The sequence below is a fragment of the Pseudomonas sp. ADAK18 genome, from assembly GCF_012935695.1.
In the GTDB taxonomy this organism is placed as follows: domain Bacteria; phylum Pseudomonadota; class Gammaproteobacteria; order Pseudomonadales; family Pseudomonadaceae; genus Aquipseudomonas.
This window is the reverse complement of record NZ_CP052859.1, coordinates 5,624,321-5,643,290: the sequence shown is the minus strand read 5'-3', so window position 1 is coordinate 5,643,290 and position 18,970 is coordinate 5,624,321. Positions and strand designations below refer to the sequence as shown.

Here is an 18,970-nt window from a genome sequence, read left to right as displayed (position 1 = left end):
CATTTAGATTTGTGTCAGGCCAACTGCCGCCTTAACTCAGCCAGCACCGGCGCCGACTCCGGTCGTACGCCGCGCCACAGGAAGAACGCTTCCGCCGCCTGTTCCACCAGCATTCCCAAGCCATCCATTGCCTGCGCTGCGCCCTGTTCGCTGGCCCAGCGGCAGAACGCCGTAGGCTCCTTGGCGTACATCATGTCGTAGCAAAAAGTCTTTCCCGGCTCGATCAGGCTGCTGGCAATCGGCGGAACATCACCCGACAGGCTGGCAGAGGTGGCGTTGATGATCACGTCCACTGGCTCGCGCAACCAGTCAAAACCGCTGGCGGATACGGGACCAAGATCATCAAACAACGCGGTCAGCAATTCGGCCTTTTCGACGGTGCGGTTGGCAATGATCAACGAGGCCGGCAGCTCAGCCAGCAACGGCTCCAGAGCACCACGCACCGCGCCGCCCGCGCCCAGCAGCAAGATGCGTTTGCCTTGCAGGCTCAAGCCAGCGTTGATAGTCAAATCCCGCACCAGGCCGGCACCGTCGGTGTTGTCGCCTAGCAGGCTGCCATCTGCAAGTTTACTCAGGGTGTTTACCGCACCAGCGCGCAGGGCACGTTCAGTCAGGGTGTTGGCCAGACGATAGGCTTGTTCCTTGAACGGCACAGTCACGTTGGCGCCACGGCCTTGTAGGAAAAACTCACGGGCGCAGCCAGTGAAATCCTCCAGCGGAGCCAGCAAGGTGCTGTAGTCCAGCTGTTCGCCGGTCTGCTCAGCGAACAAGCGATGAATCAGTGGCGACTTGCTGTGGCCAATAGGGTTACCAAAAACGACATAACGATCCATCAAACCGCTGCCTTGGGTGCAACAACACCCAGCCAGTCGCGGTCTTGCAGGAAGTAGTCGGTCAGGCGTGCTTCTTCGCTGCCGGCCTCTGCTTTCCAGTCATAGCTCCAGCGCACTTGCGGCGGCAGGGACATCAGGATCGACTCGGTGCGGCCACCCGATTGCAGGCCAAACAGGGTGCCACGGTCATAGACCAGGTTGAATTCGACGTAGCGGCCACGGCGGAATTCCTGAAATTCGCGCTGCTGCTCGGTATAGGCCGTGGCTTGGCGGCGCTGGACGATCGGCAGGTAAGCGTCGATGTAGGCATCGCCAATGGCGCGTATGAAGGCGAAGCAGGTGTCGAAGTCCCACTCGTTCAAATCATCGAAGAACAGGCCGCCGATACCCCGGGGTTCGTTGCGGTGCTTGATGTGGAAGTAGCTGTCGCACCAGGCCTTGTAGCGCGAATAGACGTCCGGGCCGAAGGGTGCACAGGCCTGCTCGGCCACGCGGTGCCAGTGGATGCAGTCTTCTTCGTTGCCATAGTAGGGCGTCAGGTCAAAGCCGCCACCGAACCACCACACCGACTCTTCGCCTTCTTTTTCAGCAATGAAAAAGCGCACGTTGGCGTGGGACGTCGGCACGTGAGGGTTATGGGGGTGAATCACTAACGACACGCCGAGGGCCTCAAAACCACGACCGGCGAGTTCCGGACGATGGGCGCTGGCGGACGGCGGCAAGCCGCTGCCGAAGACGTGGGAAAAGTTGACGCCGCCTTTTTCGATCACCGAACCGTTTTCGATCACACGGGTACGACCGCCACCGCCGGCAGGCCGGGTCCAGGCGTCTTCGATAAAGCGAGTGTCCGTCTCGAAGGTTTCCAGGGCGCTGCAAATGCGGTCTTGCAGGTCGAGCAGGTAGGCTTTAACAGCCTCGGTGCGGGTAGTCATGGCATCACCTTGAATCGGGCAAAGCTACGCGAGGCCATTGGGCGTCGGCGGCAAATGGGCGCACAGGATACCACCGCACCGGGTTGCGCCGCAGTTGACGAAGATCAAGCTTAGGAGTCCGATAGGAGCCCTTCGCGACATTGACTTGAGGAGAGTGCAGATGGCCAAACGTATCCAGTTCCGTGCCCATGGCGGCCCCGAAGTGCTTGAGTATGTCGACTACACGCCGGCAGAACCGGGCCCGCTGCAGGTTCGCGTGAGCAACAAGGCCATTGGCCTGAACTTCATCGACACTTATTTTCGCAGTGGTCTGTACGCGCCACCGGCGTTGCCATCAGGCCTGGGCGCGGAAGGCGCCGGGGTGGTGGAGGCGGTGGGCAGTGAAGTGACTCAATTCAAGGTCGGCGACCGCGTGGCCTATGGCAGCGGCCCGTTGGGCGCCTACAGCGAGCTGCATGTGTTACCGGCTGCCAACCTGGTGCACCTGCCGGACGACATCAGTTTCGAACAGGCCGCAGGCGCCATGCTCAAGGGCCTAACCGTGCAATACCTGCTGCGCCAGACCTATGAGTTGAAAGGTGGCGAAACCATCTTGTTCCACGCCGCTGCCGGTGGCGTCGGCTCTCTGGCCTGCCAGTGGGCCAAGGCCTTGGGCGTGAAGCTGATCGGTACCGTCAGCTCGCCGGAAAAAGCCGCATTGGCCAAATCCCTCGGCGCCTGGGAAACCATCGACTACAGCAAGGAAAACGTCGCACAACGCGTACTGGAACTGACCGACGGCAAGAAATGCCCGGTGGTGTACGACGGCGTGGGCAAGGACACCTGGCTGACGTCGCTGGACAGCGTGGCACCGCGCGGCCTGGTGGTGAGTTTTGGTAATGCGTCGGGCGCCGTGGATGGGGTCAACCTGGGGATTCTGGCGGCCAAGGGCTCGCTGTATGTGACCCGACCGACGCTGGCGACCTATGCCAACAACCCGAAAAACCTGCAGGCGATGGCGGATGATCTGTTTTCGATGATCAAGAGCGGCAAGGTGCGCATTGATATCAATCAGCGGTATTCGCTGGCGGAGGCGGCGAAGGCGCAGACGGAGCTGTCGGCGCGACGGACAACGGGGTCGACCATTCTCTTGCCTTGAGGCTTTAGATCTCTGGGGCCTGGACGGTCCTCATCGCGGGCAAGCCCGGCTCCCACATTGAAATACGGTCATATGTGGGAGCCGGGCTTGCTCGCGATGACCTCAACTCGGTCTCAAGACGGCCGCACAATCTCACCACTCGCCAGATCCCGAATCAGGCTCGGGTTCTTGCGCCCACCCAGATTCCCACCCAGCACCAGATCCACCTGTCCACGGAAATACTGCTCCACGCGAATCCGCGTGCGCGCCGCCGGGCGGCCCTGAGGGTTGGCCGAGGTGGAGATCAGCGGCCCCACCAGCGAGCACAAATCCCGCACCAGTGGATGATCACTGACCCGCAACGCCACCGTGTCATGCACCCCAGTGATCCATTCGGGCAGCAAGTCCTGATGAGGCACCAGCCAAGTGTTAGGCCCCGGCCAGGTGCTGGCCATGCGATCTATCCACAGATCAGGGAAGTCTTCGAAGAGAAAATCGAACTGGCGGATGTTATCGGCAATCAGGATCAGCCCCTTATCCACTGAACGGCCCTTGATCGCCAGCAAACGATCCACCGCTTCCTCGTTCCAAGGGTCGCAGCCCAGGCCCCAGACCGCCTCGGTTGGATAGGCAATCACCGCGCCTGCGCGAATTTCTCGCGCGGCTTCCCGCACACGCCACCTGTTGACCATTACTCACTCTCCGGACTAAAGCTCTGCGCAGTTTACCGATCTTCGTTACAAAACCTAGCTGCGCGCAAGCCAACGACCGCTTTCACAGATAACCCGGCCCTCCAGTTCCAATTCCGTGAGCGTTGCCAGCACGTGGGACAGCGCTTGGCCGCTGGCAACCGCCAAGGCTTCGCTGGTGTGGGGAGCGGCATGCAGCAGCGCCACCAATGGATGAGTCACCGCGATCGGCGCTGGGCGGGACAACGCCTGCCAGCCCCGCAGGCCCTCAAGAATGTGTTCGATGGTCTCCACCAGCATTGCGCCATCGCGTATCAACTGATGGCAACCCTTGGCGCCCGGATGGTGGATGGAACCGGGGATCGCATACACCTCGCGCCCCTGCTCCGCCGCCAGCCGAGCGGTGATCAGCGAACCACTGGCGACGCTGGCCTCCACCACCAACACCCCCAGGGACAAACCACTGATGATGCGATTGCGCCGTGGGAAGTTGCCTGCCTGAGGAGCCGCATCCAAGGGGAACTCGGAAACCACCGCGCTGCCCTGGGCAATCATCGCTGCCGCCAGACGCCGGTGGCGCTGTGGATAAAAATTTTCCAGGCCGGTGCCCAACACGCCGATTGTCTGTCCACCGACATCTAATGCTGCCTGATGCGCCGCACCGTCTATTCCAAGCGCCAAGCCGCTGGTGATGACAAAACCGGCACTTGCCAGGCTGCGGGAAAACGCCGCAGCAGTGTCCATGCCAGGCCTGGATGCGCGACGGCTGCCCACCATGGCCAGTTGCGGCTTTTCCAGGATGGTGGGGTCGCCGGCGACAAATAACAGCGGCGGTGCATCTGCAATTTCTGCCAGTAGCGCGGGGTAGTCCGGCTGGTCCCACATCAGCAAATGCTGGGCCGGGCGCTCAAGCCAGGCCAATGCGGCACTGGCGCCGTCGCGAACTTCCTGGCTGCGCCGGGCCTCGCTGCAAACCAGTGGCAAACCCAGGGAGCGCCAGGCGCTGGCTGGTGCACTAATGGCTTTCGAGGCTGAGCCAAAGGCCTCGATCAATTTTTTGAAACGCTTGGGCCCAAGCTCCGGTAGCCGGTGCAAACGCAAGCGTGCTTCCAGTTCTGCCGGGGAAAAGGTGCGGATATCGGTCGATGACATGTGATCATCCTTGATCGGAACAAGCTGTGGATAACTCTGTTGGTAACTTATTTAGCTGGCTAATTATTGTGTTTGTTCAGGACTCTCGAAACGGTCCATCACCGCTAGCGAGCGTGAAGCGCTAAGGACCAGTCCGTAACTGAGTTTTTCATAGGTGCGAAACACCAAAAGGGTGCCGACACGTTCATCTGGAATCTTCACCGCAGCGCCCGTGATCCGGTCGCGCACGGTTTCCCCGGTTTTTGTCACCGTAAGCAAATGGCCTTCCACCAAGCCGTCGCGGCGTCCCTTGTTCAGGGTGACTGCGTCGAGCACACCAATCTGCGTCACGCCACGAGGCACGTCGATGATTCGCCCTGCAATGCGCTGCGCAGGCACTTGAGCCAGTAAGTCCGACAGAGAGGCTGAGGGCTGCGCGGCGAGCAAACGATCCCCCGGTCGCACCTCCTGGGTCACGCGTTGCACGGCCAAGGTCGTCACATCACCTGCCATCACAAAGCGGGCGGTGCCGATATCGTCGGCGTTGACGCCCAAGAACTCCTGGCTGTCAGGGTCGGTGTAAACCTTGCCCCGGCGGAAAATTCCATAGGTAGGTTGCGCAGGGTCCAGAACGCCCCGCGCGTGGACTCGCTCACCATTGGCACCCAGTACCCGCCCAGCCTCGGCGGCAATAATGTAAGGCGCGGTGTCCAGAATGTGTGGGGTATCAAGTATTCGGTTGTGCAGTAAAAAGCGCTGGATAGCCTTTCGGGTCTGGCTGTCCAGGGCCTGCGGGAGCTGTGGATAAGTGTCGCTGGACAGCGCCGGTACATGGGCCTCGGCAGTCATGGCCCACAACAGCAAGACGAGTAGCGATTTCCTCACGGGGTGAATCTCCTTTATTATGTACGTTCGCGTGAAACGCCTTGGCCTTAGCGGCTTTCGGACGTTTTCCACCGGCACTCCCGGGGTCCATCCCCGATGCCGACTTGCCTTTACCTCACATGTGCAGCAATTACGCTTATGGCTATTTTGAACATCCTCGAATTTCCGGACTCACGCCTGCGCACTATTGCCAAGCCAGTGGCCGTAGTGGACGCCAAGGTTCGTCAGTTGGTCGATGACATGTTTGAAACAATGTATGAAGCCCCGGGTATCGGCCTCGCCGCGACCCAGGTCGACGTGCATCAGCGCGTCGTGGTCATGGACCTGTCCGAAGATCGCAGCGAGCCTCTGGTGTTTATCAATCCTGAGTTCGAGACCCTGACCGACGAGATGGGCCAGTACCAGGAAGGCTGCCTGTCGGTGCCGGACTTCTACGAGAACGTCGACCGTCCGCAGCAGGTCAAGATCAAGGCCCTGGACCGTGACGGCAAGCCGTTCGAGCTGATTGCCGAAGGCCTGTTGGCGGTGTGCATCCAGCATGAATGCGATCACCTCAACGGCAAGTTGTTCGTCGATTACCTGTCCACGCTTAAACGCGACCGGATCAAGAAGAAGCTGGAAAAGAAACATCGCCAGCAAGCTTGATTCCTTTCTTTCAAAGGCTTGCTCCGGCAAGCCTTTTTCTTTTGTGAGACGTTTCCCATGACCGAGCCACTGCGCATCGTTTTTGCCGGTACCCCAGAGTTTGCCGCCGAACACCTCAAGGCTCTGCTCGATAGTCCCTACGAGATCGTGGCGGTCTATACCCAGCCGGACCGTCCGGCCGGTCGTGGGCAAAAACTGATGCCCAGCCCGGTCAAGCAGTTGGCCTTGGAGCACAACATCGTCGTGCTGCAACCGCCGACCCTGCGTAACGTCGATGCTCAAGCCGAGCTCGCCGCGCTGAAACCCGACTTGCTGGTGGTGGTGGCCTACGGTTTGATCCTGCCCCAGGCGGTGCTGGATATCCCCCGCCTGGGTTGCATCAACAGCCATGCCTCACTGCTGCCACGCTGGCGCGGCGCCGCGCCGATCCAGCGCGCCGTCGAAGCCGGTGACGCGATGAGCGGTGTAACCGTGATGCGCATGGAAGCAGGCCTGGACACCGGCCCGATGCTGCTGAAAGTCACCACACCGATCAGTGCTGAGGACACTGGCGGCAGCCTGCACGATCGCCTGGCCGAAATGGGCCCGCCCGCTGTCGTCCAGGCCATCACCGGTCTGGCGGCAGGTACTCTGGAAGGCGAAATCCAGGACGATAGCCTCGCCACCTACGCCCACAAGTTGAACAAAGACGAAGCGCGCATCGACTGGAGCCGCCCGGCCGTAGAACTGGAGCGCTTGGTACGCGCCTTCAACCCATGGCCGGTCTGCCACAGCACCCTCAATGGCGAAGCCCTGAAAGTACTGGCGGCCAGCTTGGCCGAAGGCAAAGGCGCACCAGGCGAGATCATCGGCGCCAGCAAGGACGGCCTGTTGGTCGCCTGCGGTGAGCAAGCATTGTGTCTGACCCGTCTGCAATTACCCGGCGGCAAGGCGCTGAACTTCAGCGATTTGTTCAACAGCCGCCGTGAGAAATTTGCCGTCGGGATCATCCTGGGCCAAGCGGTGGAAGCCCAATGAACCCACGTCTGGCCGCCGCCAAGGCCTTGGCCGCCGTTCTCAACGGCAAGGCTTCCCTCAACAGTTCGTTGCCGACCCAACTGGATAAAGTCGAAGACCGTGACCGCGGCTTCACCCAGGACCTGGCGTTTGGCACCGCCCGCTGGCAGCCGCGTTTGTCGGCGCTCGCGGCCAAGCTGCTGCAAAAGCCGTTCAAGGCTGCTGATGCCGATGTCGAAGCACTGCTGCTGGTGGGCCTCTACCAATTGCTCTACACCCGCGTTCCGGCCCATGCCGCTATCGGCGAAACCGTGGGTTGCGCCGACAAGCTGAAAAAGCCCTGGGCCAAGGCGTTGCTCAACGCGGTGCTGCGCCGCGCCCAGCGCGAGAGCGAAGCCCTGCTGGCCGAGCTGGAACATGACCCGGTGGTGCGCACCGCTCACCCGCGCTGGCTGCAAAAATCCCTGAAGGCGTTCTGGCCTGAGCAATGGGAAGCCATCTGCGCCGCCAACAATGCGCATCCGCCGATGATCTTGCGGGTCAATCGCCGTCACAAGACACGCGATGCCTATCTCACATTGCTGAGCGAAGCCGGTGTAGCAGCCAGTGCCTGTGTCTACAGCCAGGACGGTATCGTTCTGACAGAGCCTGGCGACGTTCGTAGCCTGCCTGGTTTTGCCGAAGGCTGGATCAGCGTGCAGGACGAGGCCGCCCAACTGGCCGCCGACCTGCTGGACCTGGCGCCCGGCCAACGGGTGCTGGACGCCTGCTGTGCACCGGGCGGCAAGACTTGCCACATCATGGAAGTAGAGCCTGGCCTCGCCGGCGTGGTGGCTGTGGATCTGGAAGCCAAGCGCCTGGTGCGCGTGCGTGAAAACCTCGCACGCCTGGGCCTGAGCGCCGAGCTGATCGCCGCCGACGGCCGCGACACCGCCGCCTGGTGGGACGGCAAGCCGTTCCAACGCATCCTGCTGGACGCACCGTGTTCCGCCACCGGGGTGATTCGTCGCCACCCGGACATCAAGCTGACCCGCCAACCCGACGACATCGCCGCCTTGGCCGTGTTGCAAGGTGAGCTGCTGGACGCGTTGTGGCCTACCCTGGAAGTCGGCGGCGTGCTGCTTTACGCCACCTGCTCGACGCTGCCCACCGAGAACACCGAAGTGATCGAAGCGTTCCTCACCCGCACCAGCGGCGCGCGGGAACTGGACCTCGACATCCAGGCCGGGATCAAGCAGCCTCATGGACGGCAGTTGCTGGCCCAGGAAGGCGGCCACGACGGATTCTATTACGCCAAGCTGATCAAGATTGCCGCCGCACGCGGCTGAATGGTTTTAAGGGAGTGACCGGATGAAAATCATCATCCTCGGCGCAGGGCAGGTCGGCGGTACGCTGGCCGAGCATTTGGCCAGTGAAGCCAACGACATCACCGTGGTCGACACCGACGCCGAGCGCCTGCGTGACTTGGGCGACCGCCTGGACATCCGCACCGTGCAAGGCCGTGCCTCGTTCCCCACGGTGCTGCGCCAAGCCGGCGCGGACGACGCCGACATGCTGGTGGCGGTGACCAACAGCGACGAGACCAACATGGTCGCCTGCCAGGTCGCCCACACCCTGTTCCACACCCCGACCAAAATCGCCCGGGTGCGTGAGGCGGCCTACCTGACCCGCGCCGGCCTGTTCGACAACGACGCGATTCCGGTGGACGTGCTGATCAGCCCGGAGCAGGTCGTCACCCACTACATCAAGCGCCTGATCGAGATTCCCGGCGCCTTGCAGGTGATCGACTTCGCCGAAGGCAAGGCGCAACTGGTGGCGGTCAAGGCTTACTACGGCGGGCCGTTGGTGGGGCAGCAACTGCGGCAGTTGCGTGAGCACATGCCGAATGTTGAGACGCGGGTAGCCGCGATCTTCCGTCGCGACCGACCGATCCTGCCCCAAGGCGATACAGTGATCGAGGCTGACGACGAGGTTTTCTTCATCGCCGCCAAAGCCAATATTCGTGCAGTCATGAGCGAAATGCGCCGTCTCGAAGAGAACTACAAACGCATTGTCATCGCCGGTGGCGGGCAGATCGGCGAGCGCTTGGCCGAGGCCATCGAAAGCCGCTACCAGGTGAAGATTATCGAGATGAACCCGGCGCGCTGCCGGTATTTGTCCGACACCCTCGACAGCACCGTCGTACTACAAGGCAGTGCCTCGGACCGCGACCTGCTGCTGGAAGAAAACATCGCCGACGCGGATATCTTCCTGGCCCTGACCAACGATGACGAAGCCAACATCATGTCGTCGTTGCTGGCCAAGCGGCTGGGTGCGAAGAAGGTGATGACCATCATCAACAACCCGGCCTACGTCGACCTGATCCAGGGCGGCGATATCGACATCGCCATCAGCCCACAACTGGCGACCATCGGCACCTTGCTTGCCCACGTGCGGCGCGGCGATATCGTCAGCGTGCACTCGTTGCGTCGGGGCGCGGCGGAAGCCATCGAGGCAATCGCCCACGGTGACTCGAAGTCGAGCAAAGTGATTGGCAAGGCCATCCGTGACATTGGCTTGCCGCCTGGCACGACCATTGGCGCGATCATTCGGGATGAAGAAGTCATCATCGCCCACGACGACACGGTAATCGCCACCGGCGACCATGTGATTCTGTTCCTTGTGGATAAAAAACATATCCGCGACGTGGAGAAGTTGTTCCACGTGGGGCTGAGCTTTTTCTGATCTTGTAGCCGCTGCCGCAGACTGCGATCGGCCCGCAGGGTCGTAAAATTTCCAGATCGCTGAAGACCTTTGGTCTTATCGCAGCCTGCGGCAGCGGCTACAGGTCTATACGGAGTTCACAACATGCTCGAATCCCTGGAAAAAATGCTCGCCAAGGGTGTGGATAACTCATTACTGCGGTTTGGTTTGGGCAAGGGTTATCTGGATCTGAAAGATAACGCCAAGGCGGCCGAGCATTTGCAGAAATGCGTCGAGTTTGACCCGAAGTATTCGGCGGCGTGGAAGTTGTTGGGGAAGGCGCAGTTGGGGTTGGGGGATAACGTCGCAGCACGACGAGCTTGGGAGAAGGGCATCGAAGCGGCCCTGGCACATGGCGACAAACAGGCCGAAAAAGAAATGACGGTGTTTCTGAAGAAACTCGATCGCCAAGCCTGAGGTGATCCCTGTGGGAGCTGGCTTGCCTGCGATAGCATCACCTCGGTGTAACTGAAAGACTGAGTTGCCTGCATCGCAGGCAAGCCAGCTCCCACATTAGATCTCCATTGGCCTATAGATCAGCGCAATTCAATACCACCGCGCCTCACCCGGTGGGCGCTTCTTGAAGCGCTTCATGCTCCACATGTACTGGCTCGGGTACGCCCCCACATACCGCTCCACCACCTTGCTCATCGCCGCGCATGAAGTGGCGGTGTCAGTGCTGTACATGTCTTCCGGCGCCGCCTCCAGAATCACCTTGTAGCCCGAACCGTCCGGCAGCCGCAGCGCATGCAGGAACACACCCACTGCCTTGCCGCCCGCCAACATGTTCGGCACAAACTTGCTGGTCAGCGCCTGGGTTGCAAAGAACGGCACGAAGATCCCGGCCGATTCCGCCGGCTCCGGGTCAGCGGGAATGCCCACCTGGCCACCTTTGCGCACTTCCTTGATCACACTAAGGATGCCTTCCTTGGTGGATGCGGCGACTCGGTTGCCCAACTGCACCCGCTGTTTGCGTAGCAGGTCATCCACCGCCTTGAGCTTGGGTGGACGGTAGAAAATGATCGGTTTGCACTGGCTGCAATAGAAGTGGTTCAACACTTCCCAGTTGCCCAAGTGGCTGGTGATGCCCACCACGCCTTTGCCCGAGGCCAGGGCTTCGTGCAGCACTTCCAGGCCTTCGACTTCACGCACCAGGTCGATGGAACGCTGGGCCGGCCAGATCCAGGCGCAGGCGCTTTCGGTCAACGACTTACCGATGTCCATCAGGCTCTGGCCTACCAGGCGCTCGCGCTCGGCCGGATCCATGTCCGGGAAGCATTTGGAGAGGTTGATTCGTACCGTTTCACGGGAGCGGTTAGGAGTTTTCCACATGATCCAGCCAATGGCCGAACCCACGGCTTGCACAGCGCGCCAGGGCAGCAGGGCAAACAACCGAAGAGCGCCTACCAACAAGGCGCCTTTAAACTTTTCCACAGGTCACTCCTGATCTTGTGCGGTGCGCAAAGCGGTCATTCTAACCGCCGTGGACCAAGGTGGCGTAGCGATCGCAGTCCCGAGTGTGGTCCATGACCATGCCCGAGGCCTGCATGAACGCGTAGCAGATGGTCGGTCCAACAAAAGTAAATCCGGCTTTTTTCAGGGCGCGGCTCATGGTTTCGGCCTCTGGCGTAATCGCCGGGACTTCGCTGCGGTCCTTGAAATGATTGACCTTGGGCACGCCGCCAACAAACGACCAAAGAAACTTCACCGGGTCCTCCAACGCCAGCCAGGCAGCGGCATTGCGCCGGGTAGCGTTGAGTTTCAGGCGGTTTCGAACGATACCCGGATCGAGCATCAGCGCCTCGATTTCTTCATCGCTCATCTGCGCCAGACGCTGTGCATCAAAGCCAAACAAGACCTTCCGATAATGCTCGCGTTTGCGTAAAACGGTGATCCAGGACAGACCCGCCTGGAACCCTTCGAGCAAAAGCAGTTCAAACAAGCCCTGCGCATCGCGCAGCGGCGTTCCCCACTCCTGATCGTGATAAGCCATGTACAGCGGATCTTCAGAACACCAAAAGCAGCGTGGCATAAGGCTCCAGGGAGTGGTGGCGGGGCCGAATCGGGTATACTCCCGCTCTTTAAATCGCAGCCCAAGTAACAGGTGAATTTCGTGAGCCAGCCTACGCCAGCCGTGCGTACCTTCCAAGACTTGATCCTCGCCCTCCAGCAATACTGGGCCGAGCAAGGTTGTGTGGTACTTCAGCCCTACGATATGGAAGTAGGCGCCGGCACTTTCCACACCGCAACATTCCTGCGGGCCATCGGCCCGGAAACCTGGAACGCCGCTTATGTGCAGCCCAGTCGTCGCCCGACTGACGGCCGCTACGGCGAAAACCCTAACCGCCTGCAGCACTACTACCAGTTCCAGGTGGTACTGAAGCCAAACCCTGACAACTTCCAGGAACTGTACCTGGGCTCGTTGAAACACGTCGGCCTGGACCCGTTGGTCCACGACATCCGTTTCGTCGAAGACAACTGGGAATCGCCGACCCTGGGCGCCTGGGGTCTGGGCTGGGAAGTCTGGCTCAACGGTATGGAAGTCACCCAGTTCACCTACTTCCAGCAAGCAGGCGGCATCGAGTGCTACCCGGTAACCGGCGAGATCACTTACGGTCTCGAGCGCCTGGCCATGTACCTGCAAGGCGTGGATTCGGTCTACGACCTGGTGTGGGCTGACGGTCCGTTCGGCAAGGTCACCTATGGCGATGTGTTCCACCAGAACGAAGTGGAGCAGTCGACCTACAACTTCGAACACGCCAACGTCGAGAAACTGTTCGAGCTGTTCGACTTCTATGAAAGCGAAGCCAAGCGCCTGATCGAACTGGATCAGCCGCTGCCGTTGCCGAGCTATGAAATGGTCCTGAAGGCATCCCACACCTTCAACCTGCTGGATGCCCGCCGAGCCATCTCGGTCACTGCGCGCCAGCAATACATTCTGCGTGTACGCACCCTGGCGCGCTCCGTCGCCCAAGCCTACCTGCTGGCTCGCGCCAAGCTGGGCTTCCCGATGGCGACCCCGGATCTGCGTGATGAAGTGTTGGCTAAGCTGGAGGCTGCACAATGAGTGCTCAAGATTTCCTGGTTGAACTGGGCACCGAAGAGCTGCCACCCAAGGCACTGAACACCCTGGCCGACGCGTTCCTGGCCGGTATCGAAAAAGGCCTGCAAACCGCCGGCCTGAAGTTCGAAGCGAAGAAAGTCTACGCCGCGCCACGCCGCCTGGCCGTGTTGCTCACCTCGCTGGAAACCCAGCAGCCGGACCGCAGCATCAACCTCGACGGCCCGCCACGCCAGGCGGCCTTCGATGCCGAAGGCAATCCGACACAAGCCGCGCTTGGTTTTGCCAAGAAGTGCGGCGTTGAGCTGAGCGAAATCGACCAGAGCGGCCCAAAGCTGCGTTTCAGCCAGGTCATCAAAGGCAAGGCAACCGCCAGCCTGTTGCCGACCATCGTCGAAGACTCCCTGAACGACCTGCCTATCCCTAAGCGCATGCGCTGGGGTGCTCGCAAGGAAGAGTTCGTGCGTCCAACCCAATGGCTGGTGATGCTGCTCGGTGACCAGGTCATCGATTGCACCATCCTCGCTCAGAAGGCTGGCCGTGATTCCCGTGGTCACCGCTTCCACCATCCAGAAAACGTGCGCATCACCGCGCCCGCCAACTACCTCAACGACCTGCGTGCCGCCTACGTGCTGGCCGACGCCAACGAGCGTCGCGAGCTGATCAGCAAACGCACCGAAGAGCTGGCACGTCTACAGGAAGGCACCGCCATTGTGCCGCCGAGCCTGCTGGACGAGGTGACCGCATTGGTTGAGTGGCCGGTGCCGCTGGTGTGCTCGTTCGAAGAGCGTTTCCTCGACGTGCCGCAAGAAGCGCTGATCACCACCATGCAGGACAACCAGAAGTATTTCTGCCTGCTGGACGCCGATGGCAAGCTGCTGCCGCGCTTTATCACCGTGGCCAACATCGAAAGCAAGGACCCGCAGCAGATCATCGCCGGTAACGAAAAAGTCGTTCGCCCGCGCCTGACCGACGCCGAGTTCTTCTTCAAGCAAGACAAGAAGCAGAAGCTCGAAGACTTCAACCTGCGCCTGCAGAACGTGGTGTTCCAGGAAAAACTGGGCAGCGTCTACGACAAGGCTGTACGGGTTTCCAAACTGGCCGCCTACATCGCGCCACGCATTGGCGGTGACGCCGCTTGGGCAGCCCGCGCAGGCCTGCTCTCCAAGTGCGACCTGGCCACCGAGATGGTCGGCGAGTTCCCGGAGATGCAAGGTGTTGCCGGTTACTACTACGCCCTCAATGACGGCGAGCCACAAGACGTCGCTCTGGCTCTGAACGAGCAGTACATGCCGCGCGGCGCTGGCGCCGAACTGCCGACCACCCTCACCGGTGCGGCCGTGGCCATCGCTGACAAGCTGGATACCCTCGTCGGTATCTTCGGCATCGGCATGCTGCCTACCGGCAGCAAAGACCCGTATGCCCTGCGTCGTGCAGCCCTGGGTGTGCTGCGTATCCTGATCGACAAAAAGCTCGACCTCGACCTGACCCAGGCCGTGGTGTTTGCGGTCGGCCAGTTCGGTACCAAGGTCAAGCAAGCCGGCCTGGCCGAGCAAGTGCTGGAGTTCGTGTTCGACCGTCTGCGTGCCCGTTACGAAGACGAAGGCGTGGACGTGTCGGTGTACCTGTCGGTGCGTGCCCTGCAACCAGGTTCGGCACTGGACTTCGACCAACGTGTACAGGCCGTACAGGCCTTCCGCAAATTGCCGGAAGCCGGTGCCCTGGCCGCCGTGAACAAGCGTGTGTCAAACCTGCTGAGCAAGGCCGAGAACCTCGGTAATGCCGAAGTCGACCCGGGCCTGTTTGCCGATGCCAAGGAGTTCTCGCTGAACTCGGCCATCGCCAAGGCAGAAAATGCAGTGAAGCCGCTGATCGCCGAACGCAACTACGCCGAAGCACTGGCCCGTCTGGCCAGCTTGCGTGAGCCGGTGGATGCGTTCTTCGAAGCCGTGATGATCAACGCCGAAGACGCGGGTGTGCGGAAAAACCGCTACGCCATGCTGGCGCGCCTGCGTGGGTTGTTCATCAACATCGCTGACATTTCCGTACTGGGCTGATCATGTTGAAACTGCTGATTCTCGATCGGGACGGAGTGATCAATTACGACTCCGACGCTTACATCAAGTCGGTGGAGGAGTGGATTCCACTGCCCGGCTCGATCGAGGCCATCGCGCAGTTGAGCAAGGCCGGCTGGACGGTGGCAGTCGCCACCAACCAGTCCGGCATTGCCCGCGGCTACTACGACATCGCCACCCTGGACGCCATGCACGCGCGTTTGCGCACATTGGTGGCAGAGCAGGGCGGTGAGTTGGGGCTGGTGGTTTATTGCCCTCATGGGCCGGATGAGGGCTGCGCATGCCGCAAGCCCAAACCGGGCATGCTAAAAACCATTGCCGAATATTACAATGTGCCGTTGACTGGCCTATGGTTCGTCGGGGACAGTCTCGGTGACCTGGAGGCGGCCAAGGCCGTCGACTCACAGCCAGTTTTGGTAAAAACCGGGAAAGGCGAAAAGACCCAGGGTAAACCCCTGCCGGTAGGCACCTTGATTTTTGACGATCTGGCGGCCGTTGCCGCAGAACTTATCAACAACTAGCAGCCCTTCTGACTTCCTGACCAAGGACTGTTCGGGAGCGCGCTTTTAACAGGCGGGCGTAGTCCCGCAACGGTAAATGCCGCCATGTCGATTTTGCAGGCCATCAGAACCTTCTTCTTTTACCTGCTGTTGGGCACCAGTTCGTTTCTCTGGTGCACCCTGAGCTTTTTTATCGCGCCTTTTTTGCCGTTCAAGGCGCGCTATCGTTTCATTAATGTCTTTTGGTGCCGCTGCGCGTTGTGGCTGACCAAGGTGTTCCTGAATATTCGTTTCGAGATCAAGGGCGCCGAAAACGTCCCGGACCAGCCTTGCGTGATTCTGTCCAACCACCAAAGCACTTGGGAAACCTTCTTCCTTTCTGCCTACTTCTCGCCGCTGAGCCAGGTGCTCAAGCGTGAGTTGCTGTACGTGCCGTTCTTCGGCTGGGCCATGGCCATGTTGCGACCGATCGCCATCGACCGCGACAACCCCAAGGCAGCGCTCAAGCATGTGGCAAAGAAGGGTGATGAGCTGCTCAAGGATGGGGTTTGGGTACTGATCTTCCCGGAAGGTACGCGTGTACCGTATGGCACCGTTGGCAAGTTCTCTCGCGGTGGTACAGCGCTGGCAGTCAATGCCAACCTGCCCGTGCTGCCGATTGCCCACAACGCCGGCAAGTTCTGGCCGAAGACCGGTTGGGCCAAGCGCGAAGGCACCATTACGGTGGTGATCGGCGAACCGATGTACGCCGAAGGCGAAGGACCGCGAGCCATTGCAGCGCTCAATGACCGCGCCGCAGCCTGGAATGAGGCCCAACAACGGGCCATGGGTTCATTGCCACCGCTGCCTGTTGAAATTGATTCGGCGGCAATTTGAATTTCTGTGGATAACCTGTGTACGGTTTGTTGGCGAATTGGCGTTTTTACCGAATAAATTGCTGATTTAATTACATATTTCTCAAGCTCATAAAACAACGAAAAAGGTGCATAAGTTTTTTCCGCATTAAAAAACCGGCTCTCGTGGCCGGTTTTTTATGCACAGGTAAAAAGCGTGCCAACTCACTCGTTCCACAACGGCAATTGCAGGCTGAATGTGGTGCCTTTCCCCACCTCACTCTCACACTCGACACGTCCACCATGGCGATCCACTACCGCCTTGACCATGGTCAGCCCCAACCCCAAGCCTTCGCTGCCTTGGGACGACGCAAAGCGCCGGTACTGACCAAACAAGACAGGCAAGTCCTCGGGGGCAATGCCAGGGCCCTGGTCGCTGATTCGACATGTCAGCCACTCGCCAGCACAGCTCAGACTCAACGTTACCGTGGTCCCGGACGGGCTGTATTTGATCGCGTTCTCCAGCACATTGAACAGAGCGCGAGTCAGCAGCGATTGATCCGCCGAGACCATCTCTTCGCCGGCCTCGTCCAGATCGTGAACCAAGTGGATACCCTTCAGTTGGGCAATTAGCGCCACTTGGTCAAACGCGTCGAGCACGAGCATGGCGAACAAGCTGGGCTGGAATTGGTAGCCGTCGGATTCGGCCTTGGCCAGTTGGACAAATGATTCAGTAAGGCTCAGCGCCCGTCGCACCTGCTGTTCGATCTGGGCGAACACCGGCGTGTCCCTTGAGGATTCGTGGCGCTGGACATCCAGCAAGGCCAGGATTGCCGAATGAGGCGCGCGCAAGTCATGGGACAGAAAACGCAGCAGGGTTTCCCGTTGCTGCTGGGCATCACGCTCGATGCTCAAGTCCGTCATGCTCAGCAGCCAACCCAGGGCCACATCGCCGTCTGCCGGCCGCAGGGGGGCCAGGTCCAGGCGTAGGCTGCGTTGCTGGGTGTCGCGGAACTCGACGATTTCCAACGTCGACAACGAAGGACGAAGGCCATCCTGTAGCGGTGGATAACCCAATCCGGCCAGTTGTCCGAGCAGGTTTTCGGCAATCAACTCATTACCAAACACGTCTCGGGCAATCCGGTTGGCCAGCAGGATCTTCCCCACCGGGTCGGTGATCAATGTCGCCACCGGCAAGCACTCCAGGCCGTCCGCCATGAAGCGCCGGGTATCGCGGGTACGGCTGACGGCTTGTTCCAGGGCAAAGATCCGCCCTTGCAACACATCGCCCTTGCTGGCGGGCGCACGACGGCGTTCGGGCAGCACCTTGGGTTCGTTGTCCAGGCGGGCCAGTTCCCAGCCGAAATAGGCCAGGATCACGCTCAGGCGGCGCCAGTTCCAGATCAGGTAGGCGAGCAGTAAGCCGATCAGACACGCTGCAGGCGACCACCAGCCACCTAGGCGCAACAAGCCCCAGGAACTGAGGAGGGCGGCGCTCATGCAGCCCAAGGTCAACCACAGTGCGTAGCGGGGGCGGAACAGCAACAAGCCCAGCAGCAGGGCCACCATGGCGGTGGCCATCAACGCTGCCAGCCAACCGGGCAACACTACGATGCTGCGCTCTTGCAGCAGACCATTGAGGATGTTGGCCTGAATCTCGACGCCAGCAGTGGTGCCCACACTGGCTGACAGTGGCGTGACATAACGGTCGCCCATGCCGGGCGCGGTGGCACCCACCAGAATCAGGCGATCACGCAAAATCTCAGGCGGAACCTCTCCACGCAACACGCTGACATAGGGGACACTGGCAAAGCCGGCACTGGCATCAATGAAAGGAATCCGAATGGCATTCTCCCGCTGCCAATCGGCACGCTCCGATGGCTCGGACAGGCCCGGCATCGAGGCTTTCTGTCCAGCCAGTTCGAACGCCAGCCACGCCAACTGTGGCGTCATTTGGCCGGGTGGACCTTCACGTAAATAGAGGCTGCGAACAATGCCATCGCTGTCGGCTTCAACATTGATATGGCCAACACCCCGGGCACAATCACGCAGCGGCAGCACGGGTTGGATTTGCGCCACAGGCTGGCCATAGCGAGGCATCCCCTCACGAATCAGTGGCAGCAATACATTGCCGGCGTTGCAGATGGCCTCGGCCAAACGTTGATCGTTGGCGGGCTCACGGGCCGGCTCGCTGAAAATCACATCAAACAGAATGCCTGCGGGTTTGGCAGCACTCAGGCGATCAATGAGGTCGGCGTGTATGCGCCGCGACCACGGCCATTGGCCCAGCTGTTTAAGGCTGCGGTCATCAATGGTCACCAATAGAATGCGTGGATCAACCGATAAGGGGCTGAAGCGGCGGAGGCTGTCATACAGCAGGTTATTGAGGGCAAGACCCGGGCTCAGGGACAGGAATGCCGTCATGGGCAACAACAGGAGGCTAATCCACAGCCACTCACGAACCAGGCCGTTGAACAGCCGCTGGGCCTGGGTCGGCTGGCGCTTCTCAGCCCTGCGCCACAGCCTCACCG

Annotated in this window: 18 protein-coding genes; 10 read left to right on the top strand and 8 right to left on the bottom strand. The window is 60.5% G+C overall.

Annotated features, from left to right (window positions below; genetic code table 11):
• Positions 1-14 precede the first annotated feature (14 nt).
• Positions 15-833, bottom strand: a complete 819-nt coding sequence (gene aroE / locus HKK55_RS25630; protein ID WP_169357170.1) for a shikimate dehydrogenase — start codon at positions 831-833, stop codon at positions 15-17.
• Complete coding sequence (gene hemF / locus HKK55_RS25625) at positions 833-1,765, bottom strand: oxygen-dependent coproporphyrinogen oxidase (protein ID WP_169357169.1); 933 nt, start codon at positions 1,763-1,765, stop codon at positions 833-835. The genes aroE and hemF overlap by 1 nt, the downstream gene beginning before the upstream one ends.
• Positions 1,766-1,925: 160 nt before the next feature.
• Here hemF and HKK55_RS25620 point away from each other — a divergent pair, with 160 nt between their 5' ends.
• Positions 1,926-2,903 (top strand): quinone oxidoreductase, encoded by a 978-nt coding sequence (locus tag HKK55_RS25620; RefSeq protein WP_169357168.1) that lies wholly within the window; start codon positions 1,926-1,928, stop codon positions 2,901-2,903.
• Between the two features lie 113 nt (positions 2,904-3,016).
• On the opposite strand, the gene HKK55_RS25615 is transcribed toward HKK55_RS25620, so the two are convergent.
• The 3 genes from HKK55_RS25615 to HKK55_RS25605 all read right to left on the bottom strand — a co-directional run bounded on the left by HKK55_RS25615 (position 3,017) and on the right by HKK55_RS25605 (position 5,587).
• The gene (locus HKK55_RS25615; RefSeq protein WP_169357167.1) at positions 3,017-3,574 is read right to left on the bottom strand and encodes an L-threonylcarbamoyladenylate synthase; all 558 of its coding nucleotides are present in this window, start codon (positions 3,572-3,574) and stop codon (positions 3,017-3,019) included.
• A 54-nt stretch (positions 3,575-3,628) separates the two neighbouring features.
• Positions 3,629-4,723: a DNA-processing protein DprA gene (gene dprA, locus HKK55_RS25610; RefSeq protein WP_169357166.1), complete on the bottom strand. Its 1,095-nt coding sequence runs from the start codon at positions 4,721-4,723 to the stop codon at positions 3,629-3,631.
• A 63-nt stretch (positions 4,724-4,786) separates the two neighbouring features.
• Entirely contained in the window at positions 4,787-5,587 is an 801-nt protein-coding gene (locus HKK55_RS25605) for a peptidoglycan-binding protein (protein ID WP_169357165.1), read from the bottom strand.
• Between the two features lie 138 nt (positions 5,588-5,725).
• Between HKK55_RS25605 and def the strand changes: the two genes are divergently transcribed.
• From def to HKK55_RS25580, 5 genes are all read left to right on the top strand, one after another.
• Positions 5,726-6,232 carry a peptide deformylase gene (def, locus tag HKK55_RS25600; RefSeq protein ID WP_155582304.1) on the top strand — a complete coding sequence of 169 codons (507 nt, stop codon included), beginning with the start codon at positions 5,726-5,728 and terminating at the stop codon, positions 6,230-6,232.
• A gap of 57 nt (positions 6,233-6,289) precedes the next feature.
• The gene (gene fmt, locus HKK55_RS25595; protein WP_169357164.1) at positions 6,290-7,249 is read left to right on the top strand and encodes a methionyl-tRNA formyltransferase; all 960 of its coding nucleotides are present in this window, start codon (positions 6,290-6,292) and stop codon (positions 7,247-7,249) included.
• Entirely contained in the window at positions 7,246-8,556 is a 1,311-nt protein-coding gene (rsmB, locus tag HKK55_RS25590) for a 16S rRNA (cytosine(967)-C(5))-methyltransferase RsmB (protein WP_169357163.1), read from the top strand. Before fmt ends, rsmB begins: the two co-directional genes overlap by 4 nt.
• A gap of 22 nt (positions 8,557-8,578) precedes the next feature.
• The gene (gene trkA, locus HKK55_RS25585; RefSeq protein ID WP_155582307.1) at positions 8,579-9,952 is read left to right on the top strand and encodes a Trk system potassium transporter TrkA; all 1,374 of its coding nucleotides are present in this window, start codon (positions 8,579-8,581) and stop codon (positions 9,950-9,952) included.
• Between the two features lie 123 nt (positions 9,953-10,075).
• Entirely contained in the window at positions 10,076-10,387 is a 312-nt protein-coding gene (locus HKK55_RS25580; protein ID WP_169357162.1) for a tetratricopeptide repeat protein, read from the top strand.
• 129 nt (positions 10,388-10,516) lie between these two features.
• On the opposite strand, the gene HKK55_RS25575 is transcribed toward HKK55_RS25580, so the two are convergent.
• Positions 10,517-11,404: a lysophospholipid acyltransferase gene (locus HKK55_RS25575; protein WP_169357161.1), complete on the bottom strand. Its 888-nt coding sequence runs from the start codon at positions 11,402-11,404 to the stop codon at positions 10,517-10,519.
• Between the two features lie 40 nt (positions 11,405-11,444).
• Entirely contained in the window at positions 11,445-12,002 is a 558-nt protein-coding gene (locus tag HKK55_RS25570; RefSeq protein ID WP_169357160.1) for a DNA-3-methyladenine glycosylase I, read from the bottom strand.
• Positions 12,003-12,083: 81 nt separating this feature from the next.
• Here HKK55_RS25570 and glyQ point away from each other — a divergent pair, with 81 nt between their 5' ends.
• The 4 genes from glyQ to HKK55_RS25550 all read left to right on the top strand — a co-directional run bounded on the left by glyQ (position 12,084) and on the right by HKK55_RS25550 (position 16,482).
• Entirely contained in the window at positions 12,084-13,037 is a 954-nt protein-coding gene (glyQ, locus tag HKK55_RS25565; RefSeq protein ID WP_003213601.1) for a glycine--tRNA ligase subunit alpha, read from the top strand.
• A complete protein-coding gene (glyS, locus tag HKK55_RS25560) occupies positions 13,034-15,088 on the top strand; it encodes a glycine--tRNA ligase subunit beta (protein WP_169357159.1) in 2,055 nt (684 codons plus the stop codon). The genes glyQ and glyS overlap by 4 nt, the downstream gene beginning before the upstream one ends.
• Entirely contained in the window at positions 15,088-15,627 is a 540-nt protein-coding gene (gmhB, locus tag HKK55_RS25555; protein WP_178123218.1) for a D-glycero-beta-D-manno-heptose 1,7-bisphosphate 7-phosphatase, read from the top strand. Before glyS ends, gmhB begins: the two co-directional genes overlap by 1 nt.
• An 84-nt stretch (positions 15,628-15,711) precedes the next feature.
• Complete coding sequence (locus tag HKK55_RS25550) at positions 15,712-16,482, top strand: 1-acyl-sn-glycerol-3-phosphate acyltransferase (RefSeq protein WP_155582311.1); 771 nt, start codon at positions 15,712-15,714, stop codon at positions 16,480-16,482.
• A 182-nt stretch (positions 16,483-16,664) separates the two neighbouring features.
• Here the strand turns inward: HKK55_RS25550 and HKK55_RS25545 are convergent, their stop codons facing one another.
• Positions 16,665-18,968 (bottom strand): CHASE2 domain-containing protein, encoded by a 2,304-nt coding sequence (locus HKK55_RS25545; RefSeq protein ID WP_169357157.1) that lies wholly within the window; start codon positions 18,966-18,968, stop codon positions 16,665-16,667.
• Between the last annotated feature and the right edge of the window lie 2 nt (positions 18,969-18,970).